This is a genomic window from Kitasatospora sp. cg17-2 (assembly GCF_054031055.1).
Genome location: NZ_CM132923.1, coordinates 8,463,714 through 8,479,225 on the forward strand (window position 1 = coordinate 8,463,714; position 15,512 = coordinate 8,479,225).

The 15,512-nt window shown below is 74.6% G+C and carries 12 protein-coding genes; 3 read left to right on the plus strand and 9 right to left on the minus strand.

Annotated features, from left to right (window positions below):
* Positions 1 to 53: 53 nt before the first annotated feature.
* A complete protein-coding gene (locus ACW14Y_RS35535) occupies positions 54 to 1,523 on the minus strand; it encodes a phytoene desaturase family protein (protein ID WP_456984801.1) in 1,470 nt (489 codons plus the stop codon).
* A 46-nt stretch (positions 1,524 to 1,569) separates the two neighbouring features.
* On the minus strand, positions 1,570 to 2,307 hold the full coding sequence (locus ACW14Y_RS35540) for a DsbA family oxidoreductase (protein WP_456984802.1): 738 nt from the start codon (positions 2,305 to 2,307) through the stop codon (positions 1,570 to 1,572).
* A gap of 357 nt (positions 2,308 to 2,664) precedes the next feature.
* Here ACW14Y_RS35540 and ACW14Y_RS35545 point away from each other — a divergent pair, with 357 nt between their 5' ends.
* Entirely contained in the window at positions 2,665 to 3,378 is a 714-nt protein-coding gene (locus tag ACW14Y_RS35545) for a TNT domain-containing protein (RefSeq protein ID WP_456984803.1), read from the plus strand.
* Positions 3,379 to 3,487: 109 nt separating this feature from the next.
* Here the strand turns inward: ACW14Y_RS35545 and ACW14Y_RS35550 are convergent, their stop codons facing one another.
* The 6 genes from ACW14Y_RS35550 to ACW14Y_RS35575 form a co-directional block, all read right to left on the minus strand.
* A complete protein-coding gene (locus ACW14Y_RS35550) occupies positions 3,488 to 8,275 on the minus strand; it encodes an SAV_2336 N-terminal domain-related protein (protein WP_456984804.1) in 4,788 nt (1,595 codons plus the stop codon).
* Between the two features lie 6 nt (positions 8,276 to 8,281).
* A complete protein-coding gene (locus ACW14Y_RS35555) occupies positions 8,282 to 9,418 on the minus strand; it encodes an AAA family ATPase (protein WP_456984805.1) in 1,137 nt (378 codons plus the stop codon).
* A gap of 41 nt (positions 9,419 to 9,459) precedes the next feature.
* A complete protein-coding gene (locus ACW14Y_RS35560) occupies positions 9,460 to 10,860 on the minus strand; it encodes a VMAP-C domain-containing protein (RefSeq protein WP_456984806.1) in 1,401 nt (466 codons plus the stop codon).
* A 100-nt stretch (positions 10,861 to 10,960) separates the two neighbouring features.
* Complete coding sequence (locus tag ACW14Y_RS35565) at positions 10,961 to 11,935, minus strand: trypsin-like peptidase domain-containing protein (protein ID WP_456984807.1); 975 nt, start codon at positions 11,933 to 11,935, stop codon at positions 10,961 to 10,963.
* On the minus strand, positions 11,932 to 12,411 hold the full coding sequence (locus ACW14Y_RS35570; RefSeq protein WP_456984808.1) for a CU044_2847 family protein: 480 nt from the start codon (positions 12,409 to 12,411) through the stop codon (positions 11,932 to 11,934). The genes ACW14Y_RS35565 and ACW14Y_RS35570 overlap by 4 nt, the downstream gene beginning before the upstream one ends.
* Before the next feature lie 118 nt (positions 12,412 to 12,529).
* Positions 12,530 to 13,387, minus strand: a complete 858-nt coding sequence (locus ACW14Y_RS35575) for an alpha/beta hydrolase (protein ID WP_402722692.1) — start codon at positions 13,385 to 13,387, stop codon at positions 12,530 to 12,532.
* Between the two features lie 230 nt (positions 13,388 to 13,617).
* On the opposite strand from ACW14Y_RS35575, the gene ACW14Y_RS35580 reads away from it, so the two are divergent.
* Positions 13,618 to 13,872, plus strand: a complete 255-nt coding sequence (locus ACW14Y_RS35580) for a hexameric tyrosine-coordinated heme protein (protein WP_340635568.1) — start codon at positions 13,618 to 13,620, stop codon at positions 13,870 to 13,872.
* A 25-nt stretch (positions 13,873 to 13,897) separates the two neighbouring features.
* Here ACW14Y_RS35580 and ACW14Y_RS35585 read toward each other — a convergent pair whose 3' ends face one another.
* On the minus strand, positions 13,898 to 14,272 hold the full coding sequence (locus ACW14Y_RS35585) for a DUF6401 family natural product biosynthesis protein (RefSeq protein WP_456984809.1): 375 nt from the start codon (positions 14,270 to 14,272) through the stop codon (positions 13,898 to 13,900).
* Between the two features lie 203 nt (positions 14,273 to 14,475).
* Here ACW14Y_RS35585 and ACW14Y_RS35590 point away from each other — a divergent pair, with 203 nt between their 5' ends.
* On the plus strand, positions 14,476 to 15,402 hold the full coding sequence (locus ACW14Y_RS35590; RefSeq protein ID WP_380303416.1) for an LLM class F420-dependent oxidoreductase: 927 nt from the start codon (positions 14,476 to 14,478) through the stop codon (positions 15,400 to 15,402).
* The last annotated feature ends 110 nt before the right edge of the window (positions 15,403 to 15,512 follow it).

Below are 15,512 nucleotides of genomic sequence, written 5' to 3' on the forward strand. Positions count from 1 at the left end.
ACTTGGTCCGAGCGGCCGCGGGCCGTCGGCCGCCCCCGTCCCCGCCCCCGCCGTCAGCCGCCCGCCGCGCCCCGCCCGTCCCGCCCGCCGCGCCCGCCGGAGGGCCGACCGCGCAGCCACCGCAGGGCCGCCTCCGCGGCATTGGCCCCGCACATCCCGTGCACGCCGGGCCCGGGCGGGGTCGCCGCCGAGCAGAGGTAGTGGCCGGGCAGCCCGGTGGCGTAGGGGTGGAGGGTGGCCCGGGGGCCGAGGACCAGCTGACGGACGTCCTTGGCACCGGTCATGATGTCGCCGCCGACGAAGTTCGGGTTGTCGGCCGCGAAGCCGGCCGGGCCGCGGACCGCCAGTCCGAGCACGCGCTCGCGGAAGCCGGGCGCGAAGCTCTCGATCCGGGCGATCACCGCCTCGGTCGCGTCCCCGGTCCAGCCGTGCGGCACATGGGCGTACGTCCACAGCGGGTGGACGTCGCCCGCCGAGCGGCCGGGGTCGGCCAGGTACTGCTGGCCGACCAGCACGAACGGCCGCTCCGGCATCCGCCCGGCGGTGACGGCGCGCTCGGCGGCGGCCACCTCGGCGAAGCTGCCGCCGAGGTGGACGGTCCCGGCGCGGCGGGCCGGCTCGGCCGTCCACGGCACCCCGCCCGCCACCGCGAAGTCCACCTTGAACGCGCCCGGCCCGTGCCGGAACCGGCGGTAGGCGCGGGCGGTCCGGGGCGGCAGCCGGTCGCCGAGGATCGCCGCGACGGCGCCGGGCGCGAGGTCGTACAGGACGAGGTCGGCGGGCGGCAGCCGGTCCGCCGACCGGACCGGGGCGCCGGTCTCGATCGTCCCGCCCAGTTCGGTGAGCAGCGCGGCCAGGGCCCGGCTGATCGCCCCCGAGCCGCCGACGGCGACGGCCCAGCCGTACCGGTGCCCGGCGGTCAGCAGCCCGAGGCCCACGGCGGCGCTGAGCGGCCGGTCCAGCGGCTGGAAGGCGTGCGCGGCGGCGCCGCCGAACAGCGCCCGGGCCCGCTCCCCGCCGAAGGCCCGGGCGACGACGGTGGCCGGGAGCAGGGCGGGAGCGCCGAAGCGGGCGAGCCGCAACGGGTGGCGCGGGACCCGCAGCAGCGGGCCCATGAGGTCGTCGGCGAGCCGGTCGTACCCCGCGACCGGCCCCTCGAACAGCTGCCGCCAGCGCCGGCCGTCGGCGCCCCCGAGCCCGGCGGCCGTCGCGGCGACCGAGCGGTGCAGGACCCCGGCCGTGCCGTCCGCCAGCGGGTGCGCGCAGTCGATCTCCGGCAGCCGGAACTCCAGCCCGAAGCGCTCCAGGCCGAGGCCGCGCAGGAAGGGCGAGCCGATGGTCATCGGGTGGACGGCGGAGCAGTGGTCGTGCAGCAGCCCGGGCACGATCGCCTCGCCGCTGCGGGCCCCGCCGCCGACCTCCCCGGCGGCCTCCAGCACGGTCACCCGCACACCCGCCAGGGCCAGCCGGACGGCGGCGGCGAGCCCGTTCGGCCCGCCGCCCACCACTACCGCGGTCGTCATGCGGCCAGCATCCCGCATCGGCCGCCCGTCGGCGCCGTCATTGCCGTCAGCGCTGCGGCACCTCGCAGCCCTCCGGCCCGCAGACCTCGCCGGTGTCCGAGCCGCTGCTCTCGCCGGCGCCGCCGCCGACGGTGACCAGCGGCACGACCGTCCGGCTCTCCCAGGCCTGCTCCAGCGCCGCCGTGAAGGTCTCGGCCGGCTGCGCGCCCGAGACCCCGAGCCGCCGGTCGAGCACGAAGAACGGCACCCCGGTCGCACCCATCGCGCTCGCCGTCGCCTCGTCCTCGCGCACCGCCTGCGCGTAGGCGTCCGGATCGGCCAGCACCCGGGCCGCCTCCGCCCCGTCCAGACCGGCCTCGACCGCCAGCTCGACGAGCCGGCCGGGCGCGAACGCGGACCGCTCCTCGGCGAAATTGGCCCGGTACAGGGCGTCCAGCAGCTCCGCCTGCCGGCCGTGCTCGGCCGCGAAGTGGAGCAGCCGGTGCATGTCGAAGGAGTTCGCGGCATCACGCCCCGAGCGCAGGTACGCCAGCCCCTCCGCCTCGGCGTTGTCGGCGATCCGCTGCTCCGCCGCCTCGGCCTGCTCCAGCCCGAGCCCGTACTTGGCGGCGATCAGCGGCACCACCGGCCGGGCCTCGTGCGGCGCCCGGGGGTCGAGCTCGAACGACCGGTGGACGACCTCCACGGCCTCCCGGTGCGGGAAGCGCTCCAGCGCCCGCTCGAACCTCGCCTTGCCGATGTAGCACCACGGGCAGTTGATGTCGCTCCAGATCTCGACGCGCACGGGGTAGCTCCTGTCCTCGCCCGGTGGCGGGCCCTTCCCGCGCACACTCCCGGGAGAACATCCGTGGGGAAGTAGATATTTCTCCTCATTAACCATTTTCCCTGCAGCCGGGACCGGCACCGGCCTCGGCCGGGACGAAAGCCCCGTCCCGCCCGTGGAATTGGCGCCGGTCGCGGCGGACCTCCGCCGGTCGGGTGAATGGGGCCGGGGTGGGCGTTTCGCCCACGAATCAAGGCCGTGGCGGCGTGTAGCTTCCGGTGCCGATCGACCCGTTGTCGATCAATCCCGTCCGTGCCACCGGGCGCTCCCCTGCGCGCCCGGCCGGACCCCTGCCACCGCCCCGGAGGACCCGCCCCCATGCGTTCCCGCCATCTCGCCGCCCTGTCCCTGGCGGCCGCCCTGCTGGTGACCGGCACCGCCGCCACCCAGAGCGCCGCCGCCACCACGCTCCCGGTCACCGAGACCCAGGCGGACCCGACCGACTGCCCCAGCGAGCAGTACCGGCCGACCCCCGAGGACAAGAAGAACTTCTACTGCGGCTTCAAGGAGCTCGGCCCCAGGAACCTGCCCACCGGCGTCGCGAAGCTGCTGAAGGGCTACGACCGCTTCGGCGGCCTCACGCCGCAGCAGTTCCTCTCCTGGTACCGCGACGGCCTCGACTGGAAGTACCCCGCGGACGACGGCTTCCGCGACGTCAACGGCACCATCGACCGGACCACCGTCGAGATCCCCACCGGCACCAAGCTCGACCGCTTCGGGCTCTACTACGGCCGCTACCTGTCGAAGACCGGCACGTCCTTCCCCGAGCGCGCGCTCCCGCCGGACAGCCTCAACCCGGTGGTCGAGGAGGGCAAGGAGGTCGACAGCTACCACTGCTACGGCGTGAAACTGCCCTTCAAGGTCGAACAGGGCGGCATCGCCTCCGGCTTCGCCCAGCCCGGCAGGGGCATCCAGCAGTACCTGAACGAGAAGCTGAAGCCCGCCGAGTTCGGCACCGACTCCTACAACGTCAAGACCCTGCTGGACCGGAAGTACCTGGAGGCACTGCCCGACGCCGCCTGCCTCGCCTGACGCCCGCCCGACCACGGCCCCGCCCGCCCCACCACCACCGGTGGGGCGGGCGGGGGCTGTCCGACAGGTCCTGCCGCGCGTTGATGCGACGCGAATTGTCGGACAACCCCTAGGAGTCGATGATCCGGCCCGCCACCAGTCGGGAGAGGATCAGGCCGAGGAGCTGGGGATCACCGGTGTAGACGTAGGTGGCGACCTCGGCCGGAGCCGCCGCGTCGCCGGGCGCCAGAAGGTCGAAGCTGTTCGCCAGGTCCCTGCCGAACTGCTGGGTGAGCATGGTGAGCACCTGCAGGGAGACCGTGACCGCGGCGATCGGCTTCTCCCGGTGGTACGCCTTGCCGGTGACGCGGCTTCTCAGTCGAGACGCACCGGGAAGCAGGTCGGGAGGGTCGCCGTGGAAGACGGAGACGGCGACGGGCGTGCGTGGCCCGGTGGAGAAGTCGAGCCGTTTGAGCCGGTCCCAGAGGTCCAGGAGGACGAGGCCGGCGGTGGCGAGCGGATCACCGGGTTCGGGGAACGTGAGCAGCCACTCGGCGCCGAACCCGGGCCCGGGCCGGACCAACGTGCCTTCGACGGTCGACATGCGCAGGACATCGTGCAGGACCTCGTTCAGTACGAGCATCGCCCACTGACTGGCGTTCGCGACCTGGACGGCCAGATGCAGTTGATCGGTCCGGGCGCCCCTGGAGGCGAGTCGGAGCACTTGGTCGAGCGCGGTGCGCTGTTCGAGGGGCAGGGTCTCGATCCGGATCCGGGCATCGGCCATGGCCTGGAGCAGGGTGCGCACGAACTGCAGCTCGCCCGCGTCGTGCCCCCGCTGCCGGACGGCGCGCACGGTCTCGTCGGCGACGGCGGCCAGGTCGTCGAACCGGCGCTCGGCGAGAAGGAGCCGCAGTGCGACACGGGTGAAGGCGGCCGTGTCTTCGGCGTCGCCGTGCTCGGCGGCGAACGGGACCAGGGCCAGCATGATCGGCCGCTCCGCCTCCAACCACGCGCGGGCCCGCTCGGGGTCCAGGAAGCGGGCGGCGTATCCGCCGACCCCCGTACGGATGCGGCTGGTGGGGTCCCGGCTCCACGGTGCGTCGGCCGCTGTCGCCGCCTGGTGGTAGTGGTTCAGCAACCGGGTGAGCGCGTTCGCACGGTCGTCGAGGCCCGCCTTGGTCTCCGACTCGCCGAGGGCGAAGAGCCGGAGCAACGGGGGGAAGCGCCAATGGTCCCGGGTCGGGGCGGGCTCGACCAGATGGGCGTGGGACAGCGCCGCCATCAGCTGCTCCGCGACCAGGATGTCGATGCTGGCGAGCGCGGCGGCGACGTCGTTGGACACCTCGGGGTGCGGGTACACGGAGAGCAGCCGGAACAGACGGGCCTCGCTGCTCGACAGTTCCACGTACGACGCGGTGAACGCCTCCCGCAGGTTCTGCCCGTCATGGCCGATCGCGTCGAGCCGGTGACGGGGGTCCCGCAGCTCCTGGGCCAGGTCTATGACCCGGAGACCCGGGTCGGCGACCAGGCGGGCGGCGCAGAACACCAGCGCGAGCGGCAGGCCGTCGCACAGCTCGGCCAGGGCCTCCGCGGGTCGAACGGCAACGGTGAGGCGGGGGTCGTCGGGGCGGGCCAGCAGGAGACGGTTCCGGAGGAGTTCGACGGAATCGTCCGCGGTCATCGGCTGCAGCTCGAACCGGGCAGCGTCGATCGGCAGCGAGTGGCGGGAGGTGACAAGCGTGGTGACCCGGCCGTCGAGCGGGAGGTACGGCGCCAGGTCCAGGTGTCGTGGTGCGTTGTCGAGCACGAGCAGGACCGGTCCGGCCTCCGCGGAGAGCTGGGCGAGAACGTCGTGGAACAGGTCGCGTTGGTTCTGGGGATCCTGCGGCACGATCCCGACCGGGACGTCCAGGGCGCGCAGCAGGGCGGCCAGGCCCGGGGTGTTGTGCGGTACGGACGGGTCGGTGTGTCGGCGAAGGTCGAGGTAGAGCGCTCCGCCGGGGTACCAGCCGCGTTCCAGGGCGGTCGTGGCGCCCTGGAGGGCCAGTTCGGTCTTCCCCACCCCGGGCGGACCGGTGACCACGGCGGTGCGGGTCGGGAACCGGCCGGGTTCGGTGGGTGTCAGGAACGACAGCAGCGCGGTGAGCGCCCCGGCGCGGCCGGTGAACCCGGGGGACGGCGGGGGAAAGCCGGACCGCGTCGGCGAGGCCGGGAACGGCAGGCGCAGCGTCATCGGCGTGCCCCGGACGGTGGTGTCGACGAGCACCCGGCCGCTGCTCGTCCGGCGTGGCGACGGATCGGGAGCGGCGGCGAGGGCGTGGCGCAGTTCCGCGTCGAGGTCGATGTCCGCGAGGGTGTTGGGCCGGTGCGGCAGTTGCTGCGCCAGTCGCAGCAGGGAGCGGGCCTGCTGCGGGTCGTCCGGTGCGTAGCCGGGGCCGAGTCGGGCCCGGAGTTCGTCGAGCACCTCGTCGGTGCGGAGCGGGCCGAGTTCGATGACGGTCGCACCAGGGGCCGGCCAGGTGGCGAGGGAGTCGGTGGTGACGAGCACGCAGCCCCGGCCGCGAAGAGGGGACATGTCGAACGGGCGGTGGAGGCCGTCGGACCGTCCGGCCCCGCGGTGGTTGTCGAGGACGACGAGCCAGTCCCGGTGCTCCGCCAGCCGGTCCCCGAGCTGAACGGAGGCGTCGAAGGGCTCGTCGACGGGGGTGAGGGCGTTCCACAGCCGGAGCAGCCCGCGCTCGACGGAGTCGGGCAAGGCCGCGTCGATCCAGTGGGTGAAGCTGTGGCGCCCGCCGTACGCCTGGACGTACTCCTGGACCAACCGGCGTCGCCCCATGCCGGCGTCGCCGACGACGACTGCCACAGCAGGCTGCTCGGGCGGTCCGGACGCCGCCCGGTCGGGGTCGAAGGCGGCTGCCAGAGCGGCGAGTTCGCGCTTCCGGCCGATCATCCTCGCCGGTTCCGGCGGGCTCAGCACAGGCCGGACCGGGGACAGCCGATCGGGCCGCGGCGGCGGGCCCGGCAGGGGTGACCGCGTCGCCTCCGCCCCGCGCGTCGTCCGCCCGACCGCCTCGGCCAGCCGCGCGGCCAGCGCGGCGTGCTGGCCGCCCGCGCTCGCGAGCACCGTCACCGCGACCTCGGCGAACGGCAGGCTCCGCGCCGACAGCCGCACCTGACCGTCGGCCTCCTCGCCCACGTCGACCGCACCGACGAGCCTGGCGACGGCACGGAAGTCGCGGGTGCCGCCGAAGGTCGCCGCGACCCGGCCGGACACCTTGGTGAGCACGTGCTCCAGCACTTGGACGGCCTCGGTGCGGGTCAGTTCGGCGAGCAGTTCCTTCCGCACGCCGTCCCGGAAGTCGTAGACCTGCTCGTCCGGGTCGGTGGCCGTTCCGCCCCGGGGTGCGATCAGCCCGGAGAGGAACAGTTCGGCGAGGTCGGTCTGCCCGGACTCCGGCACGGTCGCCCGCTGGACCAGCCGCATCACCGGCAGGCTGAGCGGCGCCGCCGCCAGGTGGCAGGCCAGCCGGTACGCGGCGGGCGAACTGCCGGCCCGGAACCGGGCGACGCGTTCGGCGGGCCTGGCCGGAGTGCCGGCGGGACGGGTCGGACGCTGCCGCTCGGGCATACCCGCGATCGGTGCGGCGAGCATCGGCGTCCACCCGGAGGTGCGGCCTGCGGTCAGGTCGGCCCACGGGGTGATCCAGTCGGCGTCGACCTCCAGCACCGGCAGCCAGCGGATGTCCGCCCGGGCCTCGGCGCCCCGGGTGCCGGGCGGGATGCCGGGCAGGGCGGCGTCCGAACGGAAGGCCGGGACGGGTCGGCCCGCCACGGAGGCGCGGGCGGCGACGAGGGCGGTGCGCAGCGCCGTCCGGTGCCAGAGCCGCCGGGGCAGCACCTGGAGCGCGGCCGCGGGCCGGGCGGCGGCGACGCCGGCGAGGAACTTCGGCAGTTCCTTCCCGTACCAGGCCGGGCCGACGCCGTCGGTGAGGACGAGCAGGATCCGGCGGTCGGTGGGGTCGTTGAGCGGTCGGGACCAGCCGGCCCTGGCGGCGGCGGGTGCGCCCGGACGGCGCTGGTGGAACGGTGTGAGGGTGGGGACCGACCGGTCGGTGTCCAGCGCCCAGCACCGCACGTCGGCGAACGCGCCGTGCCGTTCCAGCAGGGTGCTCAGTTCGCCGGCCAGCCGGTGCCAGACGGCCATCGTGGCGCCGGTGTCCACCAACAGGTCGACCGAGAAGCGCGGTTGCTGGGCGGGTCGCCAGGCCGGGAGCAGGATGCCGGTCTCGGCGGTGGCCTCGGCCGTCGCCTCCTCGTCGAGGGTGGCCCGGCCGGGGGCGTCGACCGCGCGGCGCAACGGGCGCAGGGCCCTGGCCAGGGCGAGGCCGCCGTCCAGGGCGGCGGGCTGGGTGACCCGGATGACGTGGCCGTCGGCCCGGTCCGTGTCGCCGGGCTCGTCGGATCCGGGGTTCTCGGAATGCCCGTGGCTCCCGGGCCGGTGGTGCAGCGCGACGTGCGGTCCGGTGGGTGGTCGTACGGGCGGTGGCGGTGGCGGTGGCGGTGGCGGTGGGGGCGGTACGGCGACGGCGGGTGCCGGGCCGGTCGGGGTCCGCCCGTCGGGCAGGGGCGGCGAGGACTGCCACGGGACGACGGTCGACTTCGGCCGGGCCCGTGCGGGCCGCGGCGCCGTGGACGGTCGAGGTGCGGAGGGCATCGGTGGTGGTGGGGCCGGCGGGGACGGCGGTGACGGCGGCGCGGGCGGCGGCGGAGGAGGCTCCAGCAGTCCGGCCAGCCCGGCGATCCACAGGACGTCCGCGAGGTCCTGCGGCTGCGGCCCGCCGTCCGTCTGCCGGAGCAGCCCGGTGAGGGCCTCCGTCAGCCCCTCCGCCGGTCCGCCCGGGGATGCCGAACCCATCGCCGCTCAGCTCTCGTTGAGCGGACGGAGCAGGGCGTCACGTACCGCGTCCCGCCCCTGCTGGTCGGCCCTCAGCACACGTCCGGCCATCAGCAGGGCGTTCAGGAGCTGGTCGTTGGCCAGTTCGGCCCCGTCCTGCTGCCGGCGGAGGAACTTGGCGATCAGATCGGTGGTCGCGGCCGCGGCGGCGGTCTCCTCGCCCAGGTGGGCGGCGACCATCGCGGCCAACCGCTGCTCGTCCGGCGCCCGGATCTCCAGCCGGACGCAGCGCCGCAGCAGCGCGCTCGGGAAGTCCCGCTCGCCGTTGCTGGTGAGCACGACCAGCGGGAACTGCGCGCAGCGCACCACACCGCCGCGCACCACCGCCGTCCGGCCGTGGTCGGCCGTGCCGACCTCCTGCGGCTCCGGGCCGAGCCGCAGCAGTTCGGGGATCTCGAACTCGCCTTCCTCGAAGACGTTCAGCAGGTCGTTGGGCAGGTCGATGTCGCTCTTGTCGATCTCGTCGATCAGCAGGACGCGCGGCGTCCGCCAGGGCAGCAGCGCGGTCCCCAACGGGCCCAGCCGCAGGAACCTGCCGATGGCGGGGGCCGCGCGTTCCCCCGGTGGGGGTGGGATCAGGAAGTCCTCCTCGGGCCCGCCCCGCCGCACGGCCAGGCTCACGGTCCGCTCGTCCCCGTGCAGGCGGGACACCGGAGCGTCCGGCCGCCGGTCGTTCCGGGAGAGTCCGGCCTCGTGCAGCCGCCCGATGGCGTCGTAGCTGTACAGGCCGTCGCGCAGGCTGGAGCGGCTGCTGATCGACCAGCGCAGCACCGGGCCCAGGCGCAGTTCGTGGGCGACGGCATAGGCGAGGGTCGACTTGCCGACACCGGGCTTGCCGGTGATCAGGAGGGGGCGGCGCAGGTGCAGGGCGAGGTTGACCAGCCGGACCTCCCGCTCGTCCGCCTGGTACGCCGCCGCCTGCCGGACCCGGCCGAGCCGGCGGGCCGTGGAACCGGCCGCCGAGTCCTCCGGGGGCGGTGGCGGCAGCCGTGCGGGGTCGCTGTCCGGGTCACCGAAGGCACGCCAGGCGGGTGCCGGCGGGAGCCCGGCGATCCCGCCGTGGGGGACACCGGTGCCCCGGTAGATCCACCAGTCCTCGGCCATGGACGCTCCTGACTCGTCGCTTGTCGTCGTGGGGTTCGTGGTCATCCGACGATTCCGGGGAAGGAGTAGTCCTGATCGGGATCCACGCAGTCCGGGTCGTCCCAGAGCAGGGTGACGGTCTGGTCCGGGTCGGGGTACGGGCCGGCGTTGTCCTGCCGGTACTGGTGGACGGCGTCGGGCAGTTCGGCCAGCCGGGTGGGTTCCAGCTCGCGCAGGGCCGCGACCAGTGGGTCCGGGTCACCGGCGACCCGCCGCCAGATCAGGACGGGGATCCCGCCGTAGTACATCGCGGTGTCCACCGCGTACTGCACCTCGGGGGCGAGCTGCTCGTACGGGACCGTCAGGCCCATACAGGCGAGGTTCTCCCTGTTGACCACCCAATTGAGCAGCTTCTTGGCCTTCGCAGGGTCGAGCGAGGGCCATTCGATCCGTTCGAGGACCTCGTTGGAGTCGGCACCCTGGATCTGGAGCTTGGCCCACCGCTGCCGCCAGCGCGCGAGGCCGAGGTGGGGCTCGCAGTAACGCTCCAACTGCCGCACCACCACCGGGTGGAACTCGCCCAGGGGTCGACGGGTGGCACCGGTGGACCAGAGGTCGGCGGTGTAGCCGAGGATCGAGCGGGGCAGCAGGAACTCGATCCGGACCGGGTCCGGTGTCCGGAATGCCAGGCTCAGTTCCTTCCACGCGACCAGTCGAGCACCGCCGACCCTGAGCAGCTCGCTCCGAGTGAACTCCAATTCGTCGTCGTAGCTGCCGATCCGCCGGAACGGCCCACCGGCCAGGGGCTGGCGGTAGTAGGAGACGTGCAGCCGGTACGGCGTGTCGGTGGCGTGAGGTGGGCCCTTCTCGTCCAGTCGGACCTGGACGATCAGTCGCTCGGGGGCGGTTGCCGCCGTGGCGGGCTCCTGGTACGAGTGGGCGGCCAGGAACCGGCGCAGGGCCGGGAGCGGGTGCTTGTCGACTGCGGGGTCTTTGCACAGCTTGTGGAGGAAGGCAACCAGCGGGCCGAGCCGGTCGTCGTCGATCCGGGTGAGAAGGAGGTCCAGGAGCTCCGGCAGGGTGAGCGGCGCCGTGCTGCGTTCCCGCAGCCCCGGGGTGTCCTCCGGCAGGTACCGGTTCGGTGCATCCGGAGGAGCGATTTCGTGCAACTCTCCTATGACCAGCAGTAGTTCACTGCGGGGAAGGTCGTCGCCGGAGTTCAGGACGCGCGCGGCGAGCGTCAGCCAGCCCACCGCGCCGTCGTTCTTCCTCAGCTGCTCCAGCGCGTCGGTTAGGGCATTCAGAGCGGCCCTCGGATCCCGGAAGGTGCGGATCGCCCGGAGTATCGCCCGGAGGTGCGCCTGCAGGACTCCGTTCTCACGGATCCCGCCGTGTATGCCGCGGGCCTCCGCAGACTCGCCCATGGTTTCCAGGACCTCCAGGCGGAAGTCGAGGCTGGCCATCCCCCGCACGCGGAGGAGGATTTCGACGAGGACGTTATCGGCCCCTTCCGGCCACGGCCCCCCGCCCGCCGGGGGCACGATCGGTGTCGCGTGCATCGGGCTAGCCGTCCTCCCGTTCGCCGAGGGCGCGGCCGACCACGGCGTCGAGTCCGTCGAGTGCGCCGTCGTCCGGGGCGAGTTCGGCCATCGCCGTGGACAGCGCCCGCAGGGCCGACCGGCTGTCGCGGAAGCTGCGGCAGGCGCGCACGATCCGGTGCAGATGGGTACGGCGGTCGGAGCGTTCCTCGGCCTCGAAGGAGTGCTTCAGGTGAAGATGCCGACCCATCGTGTCGAGCAGGTCGAAGCGGCCCTCGGCGCGCCGCAGCAGCTCGAACTCCATCAGGGCGGCCACCAGCTCGCCGTCCCCGGGCGGTGCGGGCGGTGCCACGGGGGCGACGCCCGCCGTACCCAGCAGCGCGGTCAGCGCGCCCACCGGGGTGTACCAGCCGCCCTCGTCCCGTTGGAAGGAGCGGCTGCCCTTGAGCACGCCCCGCACCAGGCCGTCCCCGTCGACCAGCATGCTGCCGCTGTGGCCGTCGCGGATGCCGTCGCCGCGCACACCGAGGTACCGATCCGCGAGGCCGACGACCCGCAGTCGCAGGGTGTCGGGCCGGGCGCCGGTGGTCGGCGTGTGGGTGGAGTACCCGAGTGCGGTCAGGACGGTGTCCGGCTCGGCCTCGGCGGCCGCGAGCCGGGCCACCGGGTGGCCGGTCCAGTCGGGGACGCCGAGCAGGGCGAGGTCGGGGAAGGGGTAGTAGCCCTTGCCGTTGCCACCGCTGCTTCCGCCGTTGGCCTCACCCGCCCCCGGGGCCAGCCGGATCCGGTCGGCCGGGACGGCGTGCTCGCCGGACTCGTGCCGGACGCCCACCGGCTGCGCCGCGCGCGCCGCCCGTGCGACCACGTGCGCGGCGGTCACGGCGAGACCCGGCGCCACCAGGAAGCCGCTGCCGCGGAAGCCGCCCGCGACGGTGATCACGACGGTACTGCGGCGCAGCGCCTCGGTCGCGGCGAGGTCGGGCCGCGCGGGGACGGTCACTCGGCGTCGGCCGCTCTGGGGGCCGGGGCGTTAGCGCTGTCGGAGGCGTTCTGCGCGGCCGGAGCCGCCGCGGCTTCCTGCTGCCGGCGGCGTTCGGCGAGGTCCCAGGAGAGGCGGACGGTGAGTCCGGCCTCGCTGCCGGCCTCGGCGATGACACCGAGCAACTGGCCGGACTTGACGGCCAGTTTGAGCCCGAACTCGACCTCGAAGGTGTCGGGGGAACCGGCCTCGCCCTGGGCGATGCTCTCCGCCGCCCAGCGGCCGACGCCCTGGACGGTGCTGCGCACCTGGTCCAGCGTCAGTGCCACGGCCGAGCCGAGCTGCGAGGCGGCTCGTCGGCCGCCGCCCCAACCGGCGTCGCCGGAGTCCGCCCAGACGTCCGAAGGCGTTTCGGGCTGCTGGAAGTTCACCTCGCCGATGACCTCGGCCCGGACGGTCGTGCCGTCCCCGAGATCGATCGTCACCGTTTCGGCCATGTGTGTCCGCCCCCTTGGAGATCCCGCCCCCCGACGGTCCCTCACCATACCGGCGTCCTCGCACCGTTTGGCGGTGATGACCAAGTCGGCTCGTTGGCAGGGGAGTCGGGCGGGCCGGTCAGGCGTCGGTGGGGAGTGGCCGGGACGGGCGGGCGGCCGGCGGGGCGGTGCGGGGGTAGTGGGGGAGGGGCAGGTCGAGGGCGGCGGTGGAGTGGGAGGGGAGGGCGAAGGCGGTCGTGACCTCCGGCGGGAGGTCGCGCAGCCCGAGGAGGCCGGCGGACAGCCGGGCGGTGGCGCGGTGCCAGTCGTTGATCCGCCGCATCAGGGTGTGGCCGGTGCCGAGGACGGTGTAGCCGCAGACCCTGGCCCCGGCGGCGCGGCCCCGGGCGGCGAAGGCGCGGGTGCCGGCGGGGGAGGTGATCCGGTCGAGGTCGCCGTGCAGCATCAGGACGTCGCGGTCGGCGAGCTGCTCGCACGGGTCCTCGGCCGGGCACCACGGGGCGAGGGCGACGACGCCGGTGACGACGGGGTGGCCGGCGACCCGCAGCGCGGCGCGGCCGCCCATGGAGTGGCCGACCAGGACGGTCGGGACCGGGCCGAGTTCCTCGGCGAGGTCGTCGAGGGCGGCGATCGCGTCCTTGGCGGCGTCGGCCCGCTCGCCGTTCCAGCCCCGGTGGCGGTAGCGGACGGTGCCGACGGCGACCCCGGCGCCCTCGGTCTCCCGGCGCAGCGCGTGCACGAAGCCGGCCATCCGCAGGCCGGCCAGGTTGACCGGGCCCGGGCGGGAGAGGCCGTGCTCCTGGCCGCCGTGCAGGACCAGCACCGCGGCGCCGGGCCGCTCGGGCAGTCCGCGCCAGACCAGCGCTCGGTGCCCGCCGGTTCCGGCTCCGGTGCCGCGGCCGCCGCCGGAGGTGCCGCCGGAGCCGTTCCCGGGGGTGGTGCTCCCGCCGTTGCCGCCCGTCCTGATCCCGCTCACGCTGTCCCGTTCCCGCCCGCCGTCCGGGTCGTGCCGCGGACGGCCGTCCGTACCGTGTGGACCGCCACTGTACGCACGGGATGCCCGGGTGCTTCTAGCCGTTCTCCATATCCCGGCAGTCGGCGGCCGGGTGGACGGCGTTCCGGCGGCCGAGGCGGGGCTTCGCCCGTTCGGCGCCCTGGTCCGTGTCACGGGTCGGCCGGGTCCGACCGGTGGCCCATCGTGGGGCCATGCACAGAGTCCCCGACGACGCCCTGGTCCTGGTCCCCGGCAATTCGCTGATCACGAGCACGCCCGAGGAGGGGCGGGCCCTGGCGCTCACCCTCGCCCGGCACACCGTCCACAACATCCAACCCGATCTCGACATCCTCAAGGGCGGGCGCCCGGACTACTCGGCGAACCCCGACAGCATCATGCGCGCGGCCCACGTGGTCGCGGTGGAGTTCGCCACCGTCGCGGCCGCCAACGACTACTGGCGCGCCTGACCGGGGCGGCCCCGCCGTTCGCGCCTCAGGCCGCGAGCAGGCCGTTCTGCCGTACCAGCCAGCAGATCGCGGTCAGCCGGTGCACCGCGAAGTCGTACCCGACCGGCTCGCGCCAGCCGATCTCGGCGAGCCGGTCCAGGAAGCCGCGCGCGTAGTCGGACAGCTCCGCACGGTTCACCCGTCGCGGCCGCAGCTCCGGCCCCTGCGCGTACAGCAGCTCGCGCAGCTCGGCGGCGTGCTGGTCGACCGCCGCGACGAGGCAGGGCTCGAAGGCGAGCTCGGCCAGCCGGGGGCCGAAGGCGGCGACGATCCCGGGCAGCGGACAGTCGTCCGGCCGGGGCAGCGGGGCGGCGGAGTCGAAGGGGAGGCGCCGGGGCGACTCGTCGGGCGTGGCGGACATCCGTCCACGGTAGGCGAGCGCGGCGCCGGGGCAGGCGGCCCGGGGAGGAGACCTTGGCCACCCCGGGCGCCACCCCGGGCGCCACCCCGGTCGTCATTTCGGTGCGCGAGGCTGCCCGACACCCCCGCCCGACACCCCGTCCGACGGCCCCGCTTCCCCGGTTCGGGCGTGGGCACGGGGTGGTCTGTACCAGAATGGCCGGTATGGATCTTCGAATCTTCACCGAACCCCAGCAGGGCGCGAGCTACGACACCCTGCTCCGGGTGGCCAGGACCGCCGAGGAGCTGGGGGCCTTCAGCGCCTTCTTCCGCTCCGACCACTACCTGAAGATGGGCGGCGTCAGCGGCCTGCCCGGCCCGACCGACGCCTGGATCACCCTGGCCGGCCTGGCCCGCGAGACCAGCACGATCCGCCTGGGCACCCTGATGACCGCCGCCACCTTCCGTCTCCCCGGCGTGCTGGCGATCCAGGTCGCCCAGGTCGACGCGATGAGTGGCGGCCGGGTCGAGTTCGGCCTCGGCGCGGGCTGGTACGAGGAGGAGCACACCGCCTACGGCATCCCGTTCCCGAAGGAGAAGTTCGGTCGGCTGGAGGAGCAGCTGGAGATCGTCACCGGTCTCTGGGGCACCGCACTGGGCGAGACCTTCGACTTCGCCGGGACCTACTACCAGCTCAGCGAGTCGCCCGCGCTGCCCAAGCCGGCCCAGGCGAAGATCCCGGTCCTGGTCGGCGGCACCGGACCGACCCGCACCCCGGCGCTGGCCGCCCGGTTCGCGGACGAGTTCAACCTGCCGTTCGCGTCGGTGGCGGACACGGAGGCCCAGTTCGGCCGGGTCCGGACGGCCGTCGAGCGGGCCGGCCGCAAGGCCGACGACCTGGTGTACTCCAACGCCCTGGTCGCCTGCGTCGGCCGGGACGACGCCGAGGTGGCCCGCCGGGCCGCCGTGATCGGCCGCGACGTGGACGAGCTGAAGGCCAACGGCCTGGCCGGGACCCCGGACGAGGTGGTGGAGAGGATCGGCCGCTATGCCGCCGTCGGCAGCGAGCGGATCTACCTGCAGATGCTGGACCTGGACGACCTGGACCACCTGGAGCTGATCGCCTCCCGGATCGCTCCGCAGCTCGGCTGACGCGGCTCCCGGCGGGCTCCTGGCGGGCTACCGGGCGGGGGCCCGCCGGCTCCGGGTCCGGGCCCGGACCCGCGCTCCCCTCCGCACCGTTGTGACGCTCCCGGAGCGCT

Coding starts and splice junctions, on each gene's coding strand:
- ACW14Y_RS35590 (WP_380303416.1), top strand. CDS start 14,476: ATGGATCTTCGAATCTTCACCGAACCCCAGCAGGGCGCGAGCTACGAC.
- ACW14Y_RS35535 (WP_456984801.1), bottom strand. CDS start 1,523: ATGACGACCGCGGTAGTGGTGGGCGGCGGGCCGAACGGGCTCGCCGCC.
- ACW14Y_RS35545 (WP_456984803.1), top strand. CDS start 2,665: ATGCGTTCCCGCCATCTCGCCGCCCTGTCCCTGGCGGCCGCCCTGCTG.
- ACW14Y_RS35570 (WP_456984808.1), bottom strand. CDS start 12,411: ATGGCCGAAACGGTGACGATCGATCTCGGGGACGGCACGACCGTCCGG.
- ACW14Y_RS35560 (WP_456984806.1), bottom strand. CDS start 10,860: ATGGCCAGCCTCGACTTCCGCCTGGAGGTCCTGGAAACCATGGGCGAG.
- ACW14Y_RS35585 (WP_456984809.1), bottom strand. CDS start 14,272: ATGTCCGCCACGCCCGACGAGTCGCCCCGGCGCCTCCCCTTCGACTCC.
- ACW14Y_RS35550 (WP_456984804.1), bottom strand. CDS start 8,275: ATGGGTTCGGCATCCCCGGGCGGACCGGCGGAGGGGCTGACGGAGGCC.
- ACW14Y_RS35580 (WP_340635568.1), top strand. CDS start 13,618: ATGCACAGAGTCCCCGACGACGCCCTGGTCCTGGTCCCCGGCAATTCG.
- ACW14Y_RS35555 (WP_456984805.1), bottom strand. CDS start 9,418: ATGGCCGAGGACTGGTGGATCTACCGGGGCACCGGTGTCCCCCACGGC.